The 16,364-nt window shown below is 35.8% G+C and carries 14 protein-coding genes; 8 read left to right on the plus strand and 6 right to left on the minus strand.

Features of this window, described 5'->3' with window-relative positions:
- Window positions 1-13 precede the first annotated feature (13 nt).
- A complete protein-coding gene (locus Y7E_RS0103530) occupies window positions 14-988 on the plus strand; it encodes an L-threonine 3-dehydrogenase (protein WP_026049074.1) in 975 nt (324 codons plus the stop codon).
- A gap of 71 nt (window positions 989-1,059) precedes the next feature.
- On the opposite strand, the gene Y7E_RS0103535 is transcribed toward Y7E_RS0103530, so the two are convergent.
- Complete coding sequence (locus tag Y7E_RS0103535) at window positions 1,060-1,329, minus strand: hypothetical protein (RefSeq protein ID WP_017149936.1); 270 nt, start codon at window positions 1,327-1,329, stop codon at window positions 1,060-1,062.
- Window positions 1,330-1,528: 199 nt separating this feature from the next.
- Here Y7E_RS0103535 and Y7E_RS0103540 point away from each other — a divergent pair, with 199 nt between their 5' ends.
- Window positions 1,529-1,951 carry an NUDIX hydrolase gene (locus tag Y7E_RS0103540; protein WP_017149937.1) on the plus strand — a complete coding sequence of 141 codons (423 nt, stop codon included), beginning with the start codon at window positions 1,529-1,531 and terminating at the stop codon, window positions 1,949-1,951.
- Between the two features lie 89 nt (window positions 1,952-2,040).
- Here the strand turns inward: Y7E_RS0103540 and Y7E_RS0103545 are convergent, their stop codons facing one another.
- The 3 genes from Y7E_RS0103545 to Y7E_RS0103555 form a co-directional block, all read right to left on the minus strand.
- A complete protein-coding gene (locus Y7E_RS0103545) occupies window positions 2,041-3,921 on the minus strand; it encodes a vWA domain-containing protein (RefSeq protein WP_017149938.1) in 1,881 nt (626 codons plus the stop codon).
- Window positions 3,922-3,924: 3 nt separating this feature from the next.
- Window positions 3,925-4,818 carry an ATP-binding protein gene (locus Y7E_RS0103550; RefSeq protein ID WP_017149939.1) on the minus strand — a complete coding sequence of 298 codons (894 nt, stop codon included), beginning with the start codon at window positions 4,816-4,818 and terminating at the stop codon, window positions 3,925-3,927.
- Between the two features lie 162 nt (window positions 4,819-4,980).
- A complete protein-coding gene (locus Y7E_RS0103555) occupies window positions 4,981-6,510 on the minus strand; it encodes a cardiolipin synthase (RefSeq protein ID WP_017149940.1) in 1,530 nt (509 codons plus the stop codon).
- Between the two features lie 280 nt (window positions 6,511-6,790).
- Between Y7E_RS0103555 and Y7E_RS0103560 the strand changes: the two genes are divergently transcribed.
- A complete protein-coding gene (locus Y7E_RS0103560) occupies window positions 6,791-7,135 on the plus strand; it encodes a hypothetical protein (RefSeq protein WP_017149941.1) in 345 nt (114 codons plus the stop codon).
- Window positions 7,136-7,291: 156 nt separating this feature from the next.
- A complete protein-coding gene (locus Y7E_RS0103565; protein ID WP_017149942.1) occupies window positions 7,292-8,053 on the plus strand; it encodes a C39 family peptidase in 762 nt (253 codons plus the stop codon).
- A 17-nt stretch (window positions 8,054-8,070) separates the two neighbouring features.
- Here Y7E_RS0103565 and Y7E_RS0103570 read toward each other — a convergent pair whose 3' ends face one another.
- Entirely contained in the window at window positions 8,071-8,958 is an 888-nt protein-coding gene (locus tag Y7E_RS0103570) for a LysR family transcriptional regulator (RefSeq protein WP_017149943.1), read from the minus strand.
- Window positions 8,959-9,078: 120 nt separating this feature from the next.
- Between Y7E_RS0103570 and Y7E_RS0103575 the strand changes: the two genes are divergently transcribed.
- Window positions 9,079-10,281 carry an MFS transporter gene (locus Y7E_RS0103575; RefSeq protein WP_017149944.1) on the plus strand — a complete coding sequence of 401 codons (1,203 nt, stop codon included), beginning with the start codon at window positions 9,079-9,081 and terminating at the stop codon, window positions 10,279-10,281.
- A gap of 65 nt (window positions 10,282-10,346) precedes the next feature.
- On the opposite strand, the gene Y7E_RS0103580 is transcribed toward Y7E_RS0103575, so the two are convergent.
- Window positions 10,347-11,771, minus strand: coding sequence for an amino acid permease (locus Y7E_RS0103580; protein WP_017149945.1), 1,425 nt, complete (start codon window positions 11,769-11,771; stop codon window positions 10,347-10,349).
- A gap of 625 nt (window positions 11,772-12,396) precedes the next feature.
- On the opposite strand from Y7E_RS0103580, the gene treR reads away from it, so the two are divergent.
- The 3 genes from treR (at window position 12,397) to treC (ending at window position 16,356) form a co-directional block, all read left to right on the plus strand.
- Window positions 12,397-13,107 (plus strand): trehalose operon repressor, encoded by a 711-nt coding sequence (gene treR / locus Y7E_RS0103585; protein WP_026049075.1) that lies wholly within the window; start codon window positions 12,397-12,399, stop codon window positions 13,105-13,107.
- A gap of 146 nt (window positions 13,108-13,253) precedes the next feature.
- Window positions 13,254-14,681 (plus strand): PTS system trehalose-specific EIIBC component, encoded by a 1,428-nt coding sequence (gene treP, locus Y7E_RS0103590; protein WP_017149947.1) that lies wholly within the window; start codon window positions 13,254-13,256, stop codon window positions 14,679-14,681.
- Window positions 14,682-14,694: 13 nt separating this feature from the next.
- On the plus strand, window positions 14,695-16,356 hold the full coding sequence (treC, locus tag Y7E_RS0103595) for an alpha,alpha-phosphotrehalase (protein ID WP_017149948.1): 1,662 nt from the start codon (window positions 14,695-14,697) through the stop codon (window positions 16,354-16,356).
- Window positions 16,357-16,364 lie beyond the last annotated feature (8 nt).

Genomic DNA, 16,364 nt, shown 5'->3' on the forward strand with positions numbered 1-16,364 from the left:
TTGCAAATGAGGAGTGGGGAAAATGAAAAAAATTCTAGTAACCGGTTCTTTAGGGCAAATTGGTTCTGAACTTGTAATGAAACTTCGTGATGTATACGGTGCATCAAACGTTATTGCAACAGATATTCGTGAAACAGATAGTGATGTAGTAAAGTCTGGTCCATTTGAAACGTTAGATGTAACAGATGGTCAGAAACTGCATGATATTGCGAAACGTAATGAAGTGGATACAATTATTCATTTAGCAGCTTTACTTTCAGCAACCGCAGAAAAAAATCCGTTATTTGCGTGGAACTTAAATATGGGTGGGCTTGTAAATGCATTAGAAGCAGCACGTGAACTTGACTGTAAATTTTTCACACCAAGTTCTATCGGTGCATTTGGTCCAACAACGCCAAAAGACAATACACCGCAAGATACGATTCAGCGACCTACTACAATGTATGGGGTAAACAAAGTAGCAGGAGAATTGTTATGTGATTACTATTATCAAAAATTTGGCGTTGATACACGTGGTGTACGTTTCCCAGGTTTAATTTCTTATGTAGCTCCTCCAGGAGGCGGTACAACGGACTATGCAGTTGAAATTTACTATGAAGCAATTAAAAAAGGTACTTACACCTCTTACATTGCAGAAGGTACGTACATGGATATGATGTATATGCCAGATGCACTGCAAGCAATTGTTTCATTAATGGAAGCAGATCCAAGTAAGTTAATACATCGTAATGCTTTTAATATTACCGCAATGAGTTTCGAGCCAGAGCAAATTGCAGCAGCGATTCGTAAGCACATTCCTACGTTTACAATGGATTACGCTGTGGACCCTGCTCGTCAAACAATTGCAAACAGCTGGCCAAACTCAATCGATGCAACAGCAGCAAAAGAAGAGTGGGGTTTTAAAGTAGATTATGATTTAGATAAAATGACAGTTGATATGCTGGCAAAGTTAAAAAAAAAGTTAACAGCTGAGTTAGTGCTTAGCTAATGAAAAAGAGCTGCTTCTTTGAAGCGGCTCTTTTTGTCAAACTTAGTTTAGAAAAGAAATCTGTTTTCTCGTTATATAGATTTTACCTTATTCGGATTAAGACCTTTTTGTTCATTGCTAGCCTTAGGATATTGCTGATTTGTTTCTTCATATTGTTTTTCATATTCGTAGCTAAATGCTTTATGTGTTTTTTGATCGTTCTCCCAAGGAGTCGATTTTCCTAACTCTCTGTTAGTGGAAGAACCGTAAGGACCTTCAGGAAACTCTTCGGGAATGATATATTCATGCCTAGCTTCAGCGGCTGTAACATCCGTATATTGTTCATCTTTTTTTGAAGACAAATGAAACACCCTTTCAAATATATTTGATAGTAAACTTTTTCTTTAATATACCCAAAAAGATTTCTATGAATTTTTCATTTTTTTTCTTCTTGATAGGATTATTTATATATCTTCATAATAAGTAGTATAAGCGAGTAGAATTGTATCGAAAATTGAACCAAAATTAGATACGTAAAAATACAAATAGGAGGAAATATCTATGAAAAGAGTCGATGTTGTTTATTCATTAATCTATAATCAGGAAAAGAATCAAATATTAATGGTACATAACGTTGAACAAGATGATTGGTCATTACCAGGTGGCGCAGTGGAAAAAGGGGAAACATTAGAAGCTGCAGCTGTAAGGGAGGTAAAAGAAGAAACAGGACTAATAGTAGGAATACAGGGGATTGCTGCAATAAATGAAAAGTTTTTTACTGAGATAGGTAACCATGCATTATTGATTACTTTTCATGCCAATGTGATAAATGGCGATATTGCTGTGCAAGATGCAGATGAAATTTCAGAAATAGAATGGGTGGATATGAAAACGGCAAACGAGCGCTTTCCATATTATGATGGAGGGCTTGAATCTTTATTACAAGCATCCATTCCATATAAATTTCAAAAAGAAACAAAATAGTAAATGAAATTTTATCGACATAAATTCAACGATATCGACTGCTTGATAAATAACGACTAAAAAACAGGGGCTGGACAAGCCCCTGTTTACTATTCAATCGTCTTCAATAATAACTTCTTCAATAACGGCTTAATTTTTAAGCGTAAATCTTCAGCATGATTCGCAACTAAGAAGTGATGGTTATAAATATTTTTCATCAATTGATATGTCGCTTCTTTTGCTTCGCCTTCTTCGATAAAGATCCCGATAACTTCCATACCGCTTTTACGAGCAAGTTTAACAGCTTCGTGTGTATCTAAAATACCGTCTTGTTGATAGTCTAAAGCGGATGGTTCACCATCTGTAAAGACAAGTAAGAATTTGTGCTTCTCTGGCCTTTTTGCAAGCTTTTCAGAAACGATGCGAATAATGTAACCGTCGCGATTATCTTCTTCTTCACGAAGTTGCATAATTTCTGGACCTACGTTTGGAAGCGTTGAATTTTTGTACGTTACAACTTCATGAATGACGTTTGGTTTATCTTCTGGTGTCGCACTAGAAGCATCTTCCCAAAATCCACTAATCGCATGTGGGATTTTTAATGACTTTAATGCTTCATGGAACAGAACAACACTCTTTTTCGTTTCTTCCATTTTGTTATACATAGAACCAGAACAGTCAACTAATAACTGAAAGGCTACATCAAGCTCTTGTGATTCTTGACCTTTTTTATAAAACATACGCGGTTGTTTTTCTGTATAAATACGGAGGAACTTTTTACGGAGTCTTCCGTAATATTTATCACTATTTGCGTTTGTTTTGTTTTCAATCGTTTTTTCAATGATTTTCTTTAATTCTTTTACGTCTTTATTAATGACGGACTTGATGGCTTGATAGTCTTTTTTATCTTCAGGGGTTGGCTTACGAGCTTCTTTGAATGTATGTGAAGCACCAACGTTATATTTACCATATACACCCTCATTTTGACTAGAAGCATGGGAAGCTCTCGCATCTTCAGTATCAGCTCCATCAAAGTTTGACTGTGTACTTTTTTGCGAAGTACCTTGTACTGAACCGAGTGCTTGATCACCATCTTCAGACTCGCGAGCCGTATCACCCATCATATTTGTTTTTGTTCCGCTTTCTAATTCAAAGCGTAAAAAGTTCTCGTTTTCGTTATTTTTATTTTCACGATGCCATGTCGAGAAGCTTTCATTAATTTTATTTTTATTCTCATCATCTACGATTTGAGTATCATCATTTGCTAATTCTTCGACACGACCGTTTTTTTCATCTGCAATGACAGATAAATAGAGCGGCGCATGCCCGAAGTAGTTGTTAATCATATCATTTTCAAGAAGTCCTTCTAAGCGATAACGAATTTTTTCAACAATATACATTGTATCTTCTGTATTACGAGCTTGGAATGTATCATGTAAAATGGACTCAATTTGCTCGAAATATTCGTTGTTAAAAATTTCGTATTTATCGCTTGTTAAGGAAAGGTAGCATAGACAAAATAGACGATCACCGTGATAGTTACGAACGCGGTTGATTTCATTTTGTGAACTAAAGTAATTACGGTACATTTCTTTACGTCTTTTAAAAATATGCTTCGTACCAGGGCGTAAATTTTTTACAATTTCCTCTACGCGTAAATCTTCTAACAGAACAAATAATTGTGTTAAAAACTTTTTAAGAGGAGATTCTTGTAATTCAATTGCATAAGAACGAATTAATGCCATGTCCGAGTAATGTTTATTGCCAAGTGCTTTTAAAAACACCTCGCTTTTTAATCCGATTACTGTATCCTCTTCTTTTCGGTCGTCCCAAAAGTGACTGATGACAACTTTCTTTTCGATTTCGTCGTAATATGCTTTATAGCCATACTCTAAGTAAGCATCAGCTTCTTTTAGAAGAGCATACATTAAATTTTCCATTTGAAGAAACAGCGACGCATCAATTTTTTTGTCACTAAAAATTTGTCTCATGAATTATCCCTCAAAGAAATAGCTTTCTGCTAATTCACGGACAGTCATTTGTTCTGTTTCATCATTTAATTTTGCGATAATGCTTCGCTCAATTGCACGCATAACAGGAATGTATACGCCTAAATCACATGCGTCAATAATACCGCGAATACTCGCTGCTTCTTCACTTACGCGGCCATCACGAGCAAGTGGCATTAGGTCACTTGCAAATGCGACAAATTTTTCGATCGTTGCAACGTCTTTTAATTTTGATTCAGATAATAATAGTTGTTTTAATGTATCACCTTGAATATAAGGAACTTCGATAATAACGAAGCGGTTCTTTAATGCTTCATTTAGTTCACTCGTTCCAACGTAACCTTCGTTAATAGCGGCAATTACACGGTACTCTTCATCACCATATACAACTTGTTGTGTAAATGGGTTTGTGATCATTTTACGGTAATCTAATGCACCGTGAAGAAGAGGGAGCGTTTCAGGTTTTGCCATATTGATTTCATCGATATATAGGAAATGACCATTTTTCATTGCTTTCATAAGAGGACCGTCAACGAAGGAAACTTCAGATGCTCCATCTTTTGTTTTTAAAGTATTGTATCCTAAAATACCTTCCACATCTAAATCAACTGAACAGTTAATACTGTGCATTGGCTTTTGAAACAAGGAAGAAAGCGTTTCTGCAAGGACGGTTTTTCCGCTTCCCGTTGGTCCTTTTAGTAAGATGTTCTTTCCAAGGAGAAGTGCTGTAATCGCATCTTCAATAATGCTATTATCTGATGCTTTATACATTTTTGTTCCGATTAAATGTGTATTTTCACCAGCTGCTTGCTTATTTTTGTCGTGAATCGTTGCTAATTGCTGTTTTAAATCAGCATGTATATGAAATTGTTCTAACATGTATTTCCCACCTAACATTATTTTCGTAAAGTAAACAATACATCTTATGATAACTTGTTTTAATATGGTATGCAAAGAAAAGAAGAGGAAGACAGAGGTGAGAAAAGTACGTTATTATAAAAGAAAAAGTAATCAAATTTGTTTTGATTACTTTTTAGAAATTTACAGTAAAGGTGAAATGAGTCGCATAAGCGATTCGAGTATTCGCTTTCCGATATTTCGTTTTTTGAATGAATCCCATCTAATTTCTATGGAATCTTTAAAATCTTGCTCGAAATCATGCTTTATATCTAACACTGTTTTAGATTCATATAGCATTGCGATGAGCTCATAATTAAGTTCAAAGCTACGAATATCCATATTTGCTGTACCAATTGTAGCAATTTTATCATCAACAAGTACAATTTTGGCGTGCATAAATCCATCTTTATAGTGGTAAATGGATGCCCCTGCTTTTAAGAGTGGGGTAAAGTAGGATTGAGATGCTTGGTCACTAATAATACTGTCACTTTTTCCTGGATACAGAATGCGTACATCAATTCCAGCAGTTGCACTTAAACGTAGTAATGTTAATGTTTCTTGATCTGGAATGAAGTACGGCGTTGCAATCCAAATTGACTTTTTTGCAGATCCCATAACCGCTAACAGAGCGTTACGAATATTTGTATCATCCGAGCTTGGACCGCTTGCGACGATTTGGACGCCGCCTTGTGTTTGAGGGACTCCTTTCCCTGGAAAATATCCCCTGTTCATAAATGGATCCCAAGAGTAAGTATTTAAACCACTAGAGGCATAGAGCCAATCTTCTAGAAAAATAGCCTGTAGTTTATATAATGCTTTTCCTTCTATTTTTAAATGACTATCGCGCCAAATAGGAAACTTTTTCGAATGGCCAAGATATTCATCACCAACGTTAAGTCCACCTGTAAAACCAATGACGCCATCTACAATAACAATCTTACGATGATTACGATAATTTACTGTTTCAAGTAGCCACGGTGAAAGAATGGAATCAAATTCCATAATTTCAATTCCAGCTTCTTTCATAGGTCGTAAGAAGCGATTTCGTAGTGTATTACTTCCAAGTCCATCGTACAGAAAACGTACGATGACACCGGATTTTGCTTTTTTTATTAATGCATCTCGAATTTTCGTACCGATGTCATCTGAACGATAAATATAGTATTGAATATGAATGTGATGCTGTGCGTTTTCGATAGCTTGTATGATTTCAGTAAATGTTTCTTCTCCATTTGTTAATAGCTTTGTTGTTGTTTCATCTGCGACAGGGCCACCGCCGAATTTTTGTACAATCGTTGTTAAATAGGTGGACCGCTCACTTAATGAGGAAGGAAGTGCTACATCTAAACGCTTGCCTTCTAAAATCTGACGGAAGACATTTCGCTGTTCCTCTGCACGATGTAAATGCTTCTCTCGTCTCCAGCGACTTCTTCCAAAAAGTAAGTACAATAGTACACCTATAACTGGAAGGAGGGCTAATACTAAAAGCCACGCCAATGTACTTTGGGGTGAACGATTTTCAATAAAAATAACGAAGGAAATCCCTATAACAGTGATGGGCCATAGTGTACCGAAAATAGTGTATAACGATATGAGGGACCTATTTAAGAGCATGAGAACAATTGCTGTAATTGTAAAAACAAGTAGTAATTGAACAATACGATTTTTCATATGTATGAACTTCACCTATTCTTTCTTATATATATCCCTCAACAATAAAATAAAACTTTTTTCAATGAGATTTTTTCATGTCTACTAAGAATCAGTCTTGCGTACTTACTGCCCAGTAAGGAGGGACAAAATGTAAGATATATTTACTAAAAGCCTTATTATAATATCCTTATTATAAGACATTTTGTTTTCTTCTGCATAAATATAGATAAAATACCCATGCTCTCCACATTTGTCCTGCATAGGATAGGGATAAATAAGTAATAAAGGAGATGGGAAAATGAACAATATGCGGAATCATGGTGGCCACCACGGACACAACCACCACGGACACAACCACCACGGACACAATCACCACGGACACAATCACCATGGACACAATCACCATGGACACCATCACGGATACAATCATGGCAGTGGTTGGGGCTGGGGAGGAGGCTCATTTTTCCCAGTTGGAAGTTTTGTAGGTGGGATGTTAGGAGGACTAACAGCTGGAGCATTGTCGAGCGGTGGAGGCTATTATCCAGTGCCGTATCCAGTAGCATACCCAGAACCATACCCAGTGACATATCCAACAACATACCCAGCACCATATCCAACTCAAAATCTATATGGTAGTTATTAATAAGTAACAAAAAGCAGACCTTGAATGTTCCGGTCTGTTTTTTAGTAGCCAAAGAACTATATATGATTCGGGAAAAAATAACAACGAGATTTTATCTGTAATAGTACAAAATAGGAAGGAATCATTTTAATATGAAATGGAGTTAGAGTCATATATATGCAAAAATATGTGCAGTTGTATAAGGTCCTTTTTGTTTTTACGATATTACTTGGGGGGTGTTCTCCTGCTACTAAGAAGCCCTTGCAACCAGTAAAAACAGATCAGAAATCGAATCAATATAAGCTTCAGCAAGTAAAACAAGAAACGCAAAAACCTTTACCTGAGAAAATTGTACTATCACATGTTCCATTTATCAGGCAGCTTCCTGAATTAAAAAGAGGTTGTGAAGTAACGAGCTTGGCGATGTTACTTCAGTCAGCAAATATTCAAGTAGATAAAATGAAGCTAGCAAAGGAAATACACAAAGTTCCATTTTGGATTGGAAAGAAGCATGGGCATCCAAATGAGGGGTTTGTTGGAAATATTTATACGTACTCTTCTCCTGGATATGGTGCGTATCATAAGCCGATTTACAAATTGGCACAGCAATATTTAGGGGAGCGAGCAATTGATTTGACTGGACGAGATATGGAGAGCATCTATACACAGATTCGTTCAGGGATACCTGTGTTAGTAGTTACAAATTCTACTTTTCGAATTCTTTCCGATAATCAGTTTCGTAATTGGGAAACGCCGCAAGGAATGGTTCGTATTACATACTACGAGCATAGTGTTCTCGTGACTGGATATGATAAAGACAAAGTGTATATTCATAATCCTCTTGGAAAAGAGCCACATATAGCTGTTACGAAAAATGAATTTCAAGCAGCTTGGGAGCAAATGGGTAAGCAAGCGATTAGCTATAAAAAAGGTGCTTGAGTAATCAAGCTCTTTTTTTAATGATTATATTCTTGAAAATGTTGAATAATAAATTCTTTAAAAGTTTTCGCAGCAGGAGATAGGTAATGATTGCGAGCAGTAGCTAATGCAATCGTTCGTTCACATGGATAATCAGTAATTTCTAGAAAATGTAGATGGGATTGATCAAATTCTTTTACTTTAGGCAATATAGCGATGCCTAACCCAGCGGCGACAAATCCTAAAATCGTTGCAATTTCTTCCCCCATAAAAGTAATTTTTGGATGGACCTGAAGCGTTTGGCACATTTGATCAAATATATAGCGAAGGCCATACCCATCCTTAAAACAAATAAACTCTTCATTTGCTAATTCTTGAAATGATATATGTTTTCGATGAGCCAATGGGTGAGTTTTTGAGACAGTGAGATACAATGGTTCTATTTTTAACGTTGTCCATTCAACTTGTTCATGTAAGATTGGTGGTGAAGTTAGGCACATGTCTGCCAATCCTTCTTTTACTTTTTCTAAGAGATGAATATTTGCTCCTTGATACATTTGAAATGTAACGTTTGGATAGAGTTTCTTATAGTCAGCAATTATCTCAGGTATTGGCCGAGTGCCTAATGTATGTAAAAAAGCAATTGAGATTTCTCCGCTATCAGGAGAAATTTTCTCTTGAATTTCTGCTGCGCCAGTATGTAATGCGCTTTGTGCTTGCTTGGCTCGTTTTAGAAACATTTTTCCATACCTTGTTAAGCAGACTATTTTGCCCTCTCTTATAAATAATGGAACACCAAGTTCTTCTTCCAATTTTAAGATTGAACGGCTAAGGGCTGGCTGCGAAATTAACTGTTCTTTTGCAGCTTTGGTGAAATGTTTGTGCTTTGCTACAGCGATAAAATTTTCAATTTGATGCCATTCCATATATTTATCTCCCTATCATGCGTTTTTGTTATCGATATGATGCAAATTATAAATTAGACACATAGATAAAGGAAGCGTAGCATAAAGAGTATAGTTTTAACAGACAAAGGGGAGATTGCAATGAGTTATATCCAAAAAGGAACAAAGACATATACAAATGCTAGCATAGCATTGTTTCTTGGCGGATTTGTTACATTTGCTACGCTGTATGCAACGCAACCACTATTACCGATACTGGCAAAAGAGTTTCAAGTTTCTGCAACAGCAGCGAGTATAACATTATCTATTACAACAGGGACGATGGCGATTATGATGCTTGTTGCAGCATCAATGTCAGACATAATTGGTCGGAAACGGATTATGATCTTATCGATGTTCTTTACCTCTATGATTGGAGTACTGACAGCATTTAGTCCTAATTTTATTACGCTTGTTTTATTAAGAGGATTACTTGGAGTTTGTATAGCTGGTCTTCCTTCCATTGCGATGACTTATATTGGGGAAGAATTTGAACCAAGTGGATTAGGAAGAGTTATGGGGCTCTATATTTGTGGCAATGGAATAGGAGGAATGACTGGTCGTATTTTTATTGGAATTGTAACGGATCTATCATCATGGAGGATTGCATTAGGACTGCTTGGTGTTATTACAGTCATTTGTAGTATCCTATTTTGGCGTACATTACCAAATTCTATGAATTCTAAGAAACAAACGGTTAACTTTCAATCTATGTGGAATGCTTATACAATACATTTTAAAAACAAACAATTAGTAGCGACTATTTTACTTGGGTTTACATTAATGGGGAGTTTTGTCACACTGTACAATTATATTGGGTTTTTATTAGAGGAACCTCCTTATTCGTTAAGCCAAACATTAATTGGATTTTTATTTATTGTCTATATTATGGGAACATTTAGTTCTGTATTTATGGGGAAACAAGCAGATCAGCATGGAAGAACTTTTACCCTTACGATTTCTATTACCATTATGATGGTAGGAGCTATGATAACACTTGTTCCCAATCTTATTATAAAAATAATTGGATTATCTATTTTTACATTTGGCTTTTTTGGAAGTCATTCCATTGCCAGTGCATCAATTGAAAAATATGCAGAAACTAATAAGGCTCAAGCTGCTGCATTATATTTATTATTCTACTATTTAGGTTCAAGTTTTGTTGGTTCATTTAGCGGTTACTTTTGGGAACACCTCCATTGGATAGGTGTCATTTCTTTAATTATTATGTTATTAATGGGCGGACTTTCTCTTGTTTTATTAGTCCAAAAAGAGTTTCATGTGGAACAACATAAAAGTAATTAATAGAAAAAAGAAGCTGCGAGCGAACCATCTATCGTATTTTGATGGTGCTGGCAGCTTCTTTTGTATTAGCTTATTTTTTTATTTGGTTGTTCTGAAACGGAAGTAGATGAATTTCTCATCAGAATAGGATAGAGAACAAGTCCTAATACAAATAATCCAATGCCTAAGAAAAATGTTTTTAAATCAGCTGTTCCAGTTTTAATTACCCAAATAGAGTATAGGAGTGCAAGTAAGGTAATAATTCCATCTTTTACTCGAGAGCCTGGTGTTATATCGTATGTTTCTCCTGTTACAACAAGCTTTAATTGGTATAGGGTAGAAACAAGATATGGAATTAAATAAGCTAACGTCGCAACAACAATTGCGAAATTATACGCTTCTGAGACAGTTCCAGATATTGTTGAAAATAAGAAAATTTGTGTCATAACATTAGTAACAAACAACGATTTTGAAGGACTTCCTTTTTGATTGGTCTTTCCAAAGAATTTCGGGAAAAGTCCGTTCTTTGCTGCTTGATAAGGTACTTCTGAACTAACAACAATCCATCCTACAGTAGATCCGAACAATGATACAAGTGCAAGGAGTGCCATAATGTAAGCACCTTTATTACCAATTGCTAGGTTTAATGCATCCACCAATGGTTTTTGAGATTCTTTTAAAGCATCTTGCGGAAGAGCACCCATTGTGAGTAGAGTAATTGCCATGTAAATAATAAGTGCAATAATTAATCCGAAAATCGTTGCTTTTTTTACATCACGCTGTGATTTTGCGCGATTAGACAACATAACTGCTGATTCAATTCCTATAAATGCCCAAAGAGTTGCAATGGCAGCAGCATTTATCTGTCCTCCTAATGGAATCGATTTTCCAGCTTCATTCATAAATGTTTGACCATCACCAAAATTAGAAGCGTTAAAAATAAATAATGTAATGACGATGAACATTGTAAATCCGATAATCTTTGCGATTGTTGCAAGTAGGTTCATGTTACCTGCACGATCAATATTTTGAGAAAGAATATATTGAATGCCCCATAGCATAATGCTACATACAGCAAATGTTAATCCTTTTCCAAGTTCTAATGAAAATCCGTTTAGTGAAAAAAGAACTTGCTTACTTTGTAAAACTGGGAAGAATGTAGACAAATATCCTGCAAATGAAATAATAACAGAAGCAGTTGCAGCCCAGTTCGCAGCCCAGTATCCCCATGCCATACTATATCCAGCAACTTTACCTGCTTTTTGAGAGGTAAACATTGCTTGTGCATAACTTTGTGGACCAGCTTTTAACTCCGGTTTACGCACTGCAAGATTCCCGAATACAAGTGCAATCATAAATACACCAAGTCCTGTAATACTCCATGCAAGTGTCGATCCCATTGGGCCTGATACTTGCGCTAAATTTGCTGGAAGCATAAATACGCCGCCGCCAACCATATTTCCAACAACAAACGCTGTTAAAATCCATAAACCCCATTTTTTCGTTTCCATAATTGTATAACTCCTTTGTAGTAGTTTTCTTCATGCATCATTTTTTTACTAGCGTTTTTTAAAAATAAAAAAGAGCCATGTAGATAAAAAATACCTACATGGCTCTTTGCCTAACGTAGGTACAACGGGAATAACCCTTGTACCTACGCGTAATTTTTTCCGCTAGGTTTCAAGGGTTTACGTATGATGATGATGTTTTTGTGCAAATGTAACTACAGTTGTATTCGTAAGCATAGTTCTTTGCTCCCTTTCTCCTCTGATTTTGAAGTTAGTATACTACATGTTTTTTAGAATGAAAAGAGAAATATGAAAAAAATTATAAAAATTCGTATTGGTGACTAAATATTTATGTGTATTTTAAAAAGGGGATAAAGTCCTTTCTTTTTAGGTGGGAGAGAGCATCCGGCCATGCATAGAAGCGGTCAGATCCTTTTTCAGCCCCATGCTATATAAAAACATAAGGAGACAACAAGTGGAGGTCTGCCTTTGTTTCCATAGCCGTGATTTATATGTTGGAAAATCAAAATGGTTTTATATTCCTCCCTTCTTTAGGTGAGAGATTGGCATGATTTTCTGTCATGCTATAATACAAGTAGAAAAAGAAGGTGACAAGGGGTTATTCAAAATGATGAGTAAGTATGAACAGATTTATACGGAGATAAGTGATTCAATTGATAATCGTAAGTTAAAAGAGGGGTGTAAAATTCCATCTGAAACAGAATTGATGAAGCAGTATGAAGCGAGCCGTGGGACGGTAAGAAAAGCTGTAGATTTATTGCAGGAACGTGGATACGTGCAAAAAATTCACGGTAAAGGTGTTTTTGTTTTAAAACGAAAAAACATTGAATTTAATTTTGGAGGTATTGTGAGTTTTCAAGAGGAAAACGAACGATTAGGGCGCCACTGTATAACAAATGTCGTAGAGATGGAGCAATTGTCAGCAACGAAAGAAATAGCCAAACTATTAAATGTGAAGGCGAAAACGAAGGTAGATCATATTAAACGTGTTCGAAATATTGATGGGGAAAATGTAATTCTAGATGTAAATTATTTTGTATCTGAACATATTCCTGGATTAACAAAAGAAATCGCTGAGAAATCGATTTATAAATACATTGAGAAAGAATTAGGATTACATATTAGTTATTCACAGCGTGTTATTGAAGTACAACCATGTACAGAGGATGATCGGAAGTATTTAGATTTGAACGGAACAGAGTATGTTGTTGTTGTGAAAAATTTTACTCATTTATATGATGGTAGTCAATTTGAATATACAGAATCACGTCACCGTTTGGATATTTTTCATTTTTCTGACGTGGCGCGGAGAAAATAAAGAGATGAAACAGTGCATTGTTTCATCTCTTTTTTATATTTTGAGAGAAAAATTCACAAACTCGTATATACGAGTGTTGACTAACTTATATATACGAGTTAATATGTAATTGTAAACGGTATCAAAAAAGAAAAGAGGGATGGAATATGGGGAAGGATTATCGTAAGACGGCAGAAGAAGTGCTGCAATATATTGGTGGGAAAGAAAATATTGAACAAGCAGCACATTGTGTAACAAGACTACGCATCGCTTTGAAGGATGAAAGTAAAATAGATAGCGATAAACTGCAAGCGGTTTCCTTAGTAAAAGGAGCGTTTCATAACGCTGGCGTATTTCAAATTGTTATTGGTCCAGGAGATGTGGATCGTGTATATGCAGAATTGATAACGCTTGCAGGTATGAAAGAATCGACAGTAGCGGATGTAAAGGACTCAGGGAATCAGAAATTAAATCCAATGCAAAAGTTTGTCAAAATATTTTCCGATGTATTTATGCCGATTTTACCAGCAATTGTTACAGCCGGTTTATTGATGGGGATTAATAATTTATTAGGAGCAAAGGACTTATTTTTTGAAGGAAAAAATCTATTAGAAGTATATCCAAACTTAGGCGGACTTTGGGATTTAATTAATATGATGGCCAATACAGCATTCGTATTCTTACCAGCACTTGTTGGTTGGTCAGCAACGAAGCGTTTTGGCGGCAGTCCGATACTTGGTATCGTGATGGGGTTGATGCTTGTCCATCCTGATTTATTAAATGCATGGAATTACGGGAAAGCAGCAGCAGGTCTAGATGGACAGAAAATTGAGTACTTCGATATTTTAGGATTATTCCAAATTGAAAAAGTAGGCTATCAAGGACAGATTTTACCGATTTTAGTAGCGGCATTTGTATTAAGTAAAGTTGAGATTTTCCTGAAGAAACGTGTACCAAATGCAATTCAATTACTAGTTGTACCAATTACCACAATTGTTGTAACTGGTGTATTGGCGTTAGGAGTTATTGGTCCAGTTACACGTCATATTGGTGATTTATTAACAGCTGGTCTAGTTGGTGTATACGAGACAGTTCCTGCACTTGGAGCATTATTATTTGGCGCGTTATATGCACCACTCGTAATTACAGGTATGCATCATATGTTTATTGCGATTGATTTACAGTTAATCGCACAAAATGGCGGTACATTCATTTGGCCAATGATTGCACTTTCTAATCTCGCACAAGGTAGCGCAGCTCTGGCAATGTTTTGGATTTCAAAAAATCAAAATGATAAAAGTATGGCGTCAACATCAGCGATTTCAGCATACTTCGGTATTACCGAGCCAGCGATGTTCGGTGTGAATTTAAGAAATAAATTTCCGTTTTATGCAGCTATTACGGGATCGGCAGTTGCAGCAGTATTTATCACGTTAAACGGTGTGTTAGCTCCAGCGATTGGAATTGGCGGGTTGCCAGCATTTATTTCTATCATTCCGAAATCGATTCCAATGTTTGTGATTGGGATGATAATCGCAGTAGTAGTACCATTTGTTTTAACATGGTTATTTGCAAGACGAGTAAAACAGAAGTAGGAGGCAATTTAGCATGAAAGATTGGCATAAAAGTGTTGTCTATCAAATTTATCCGAAAAGCTTTAATAGCTATTACAATACAGAAACTGGCGATATAAAAGGTGTCACAGAGAAACTAGACTATTTACAAGAACTTGGTGTTGGTTATATTTGGCTTACGCCAATTTATCGTTCACCGCAAAATGATAATGGCTATGATGTCAGCGATTATTATTCTATAGATCCGTCTTATGGAACGATGGAGGAATTTGAAGAGTTACTAGCAGAAGCGAAGAAACGTAAAATTGATATTATGCTTGATATTGTTGTGAACCATAGTTCGACGGAGCATAAGTGGTTTCAGGAAGCGCGCCATGATAAAAATAGCCCGTATCGCGATTTTTATATATGGCGTGATGAAAAAAATAATTGGCAGTCTAAATTTGGCGGCTCCGCTTGGGAATATGATGAGAAAACAAAACAATATTATTTGCATCTATTTGATAAAACCCAAGCTGATTTAAATTGGGAAAATGAAAAACTTCGAGAAGAAGTATACGAAATGATGCGCTTTTGGCTTGAAAAAGGGGTTAAAGGATTTAGGCTTGATGTAATTAACTTAATTTCTAAAGATCAGCGTTTTTTAGATGATGAAGGAATACTGGCTACTAGTGATGGACGTAAATACTATACAGATGGACCTCGTGTTCATAACTATTTACAAGAAATGAATCATGAAGTATTTGAAGGACATGATGTAATTACCGTTGGAGAAATGTCATCTACAACAATTGATAATTGTATTAAGTATTCGAATCCAGAGCGGAAGGAATTAAGTATGACATTTAGCTTTCATCATTTAAAAGTAGATTATCCAAATGGTGACAAGTGGACAAAAGCTGATTTTGATTTTGTGAAACTAAAAGAAATCATGTCGGAATGGCAAATTGAGATGCAAGAAGGCGGAGGATGGAATGCTCTGTTCTGGTGTAACCACGATCAACCGCGCATTGTATCTCGTTTTGGTGATGATAAGCGGTACCGAAATGAATCGGCAAAAATGCTAGCAACGTCGATGCATATGTTGCAAGGGACACCTTATATTTATCAAGGTGAAGAAATTGGAATGACGAATCCGGGCTTTAATCATATCGATTTGTATCGTGATGTAGAATCTTTAAATATTTATAAAATGAAACGAGAAGAAGGGATGTCTGACGAAGAAATCATTGGTATCCTGAAGCAAAAATCTCGTGATAATTCGCGCACTCCTATGCAGTGGAATGGAGAAGCGAATGCTGGCTTTACAGCAAGTATACCTTGGATTTCTGTTGCAGAGAATTATAAAGAAATTAATGTAGAAAAGGCGCTGGAAGATAAACAATCTATCTTCTATTACTATAAAAAACTGATTGAATTTAGAAAGAAATATGATGTCATTACAGATGGTAAATATGAAATTGTAGATATGAATCATCCGAATGTGTGGGTATATACACGCAAGCTAGAAGATGAAGTGCTACTTGTTGTAAATAATTTTTACGAGGAAACAATAACTTATTCTGTACCAGAAGAAGTCAGAGTAAATGGAATGAAGCAAGAAATATTAATATCAAATTATGAGGATTCAGGTGAAGATATTAGAAACCTTATACTTAAACCGTATGAATCCATTGTGTATCGATTTACTAAATAATTGGAGAG

The sequence above is a fragment of the Bacillus bingmayongensis genome (assembly GCF_000299035.1).
GTDB classification, from domain to species: domain Bacteria; phylum Bacillota; class Bacilli; order Bacillales; family Bacillaceae_G; genus Bacillus_A; species Bacillus_A bingmayongensis.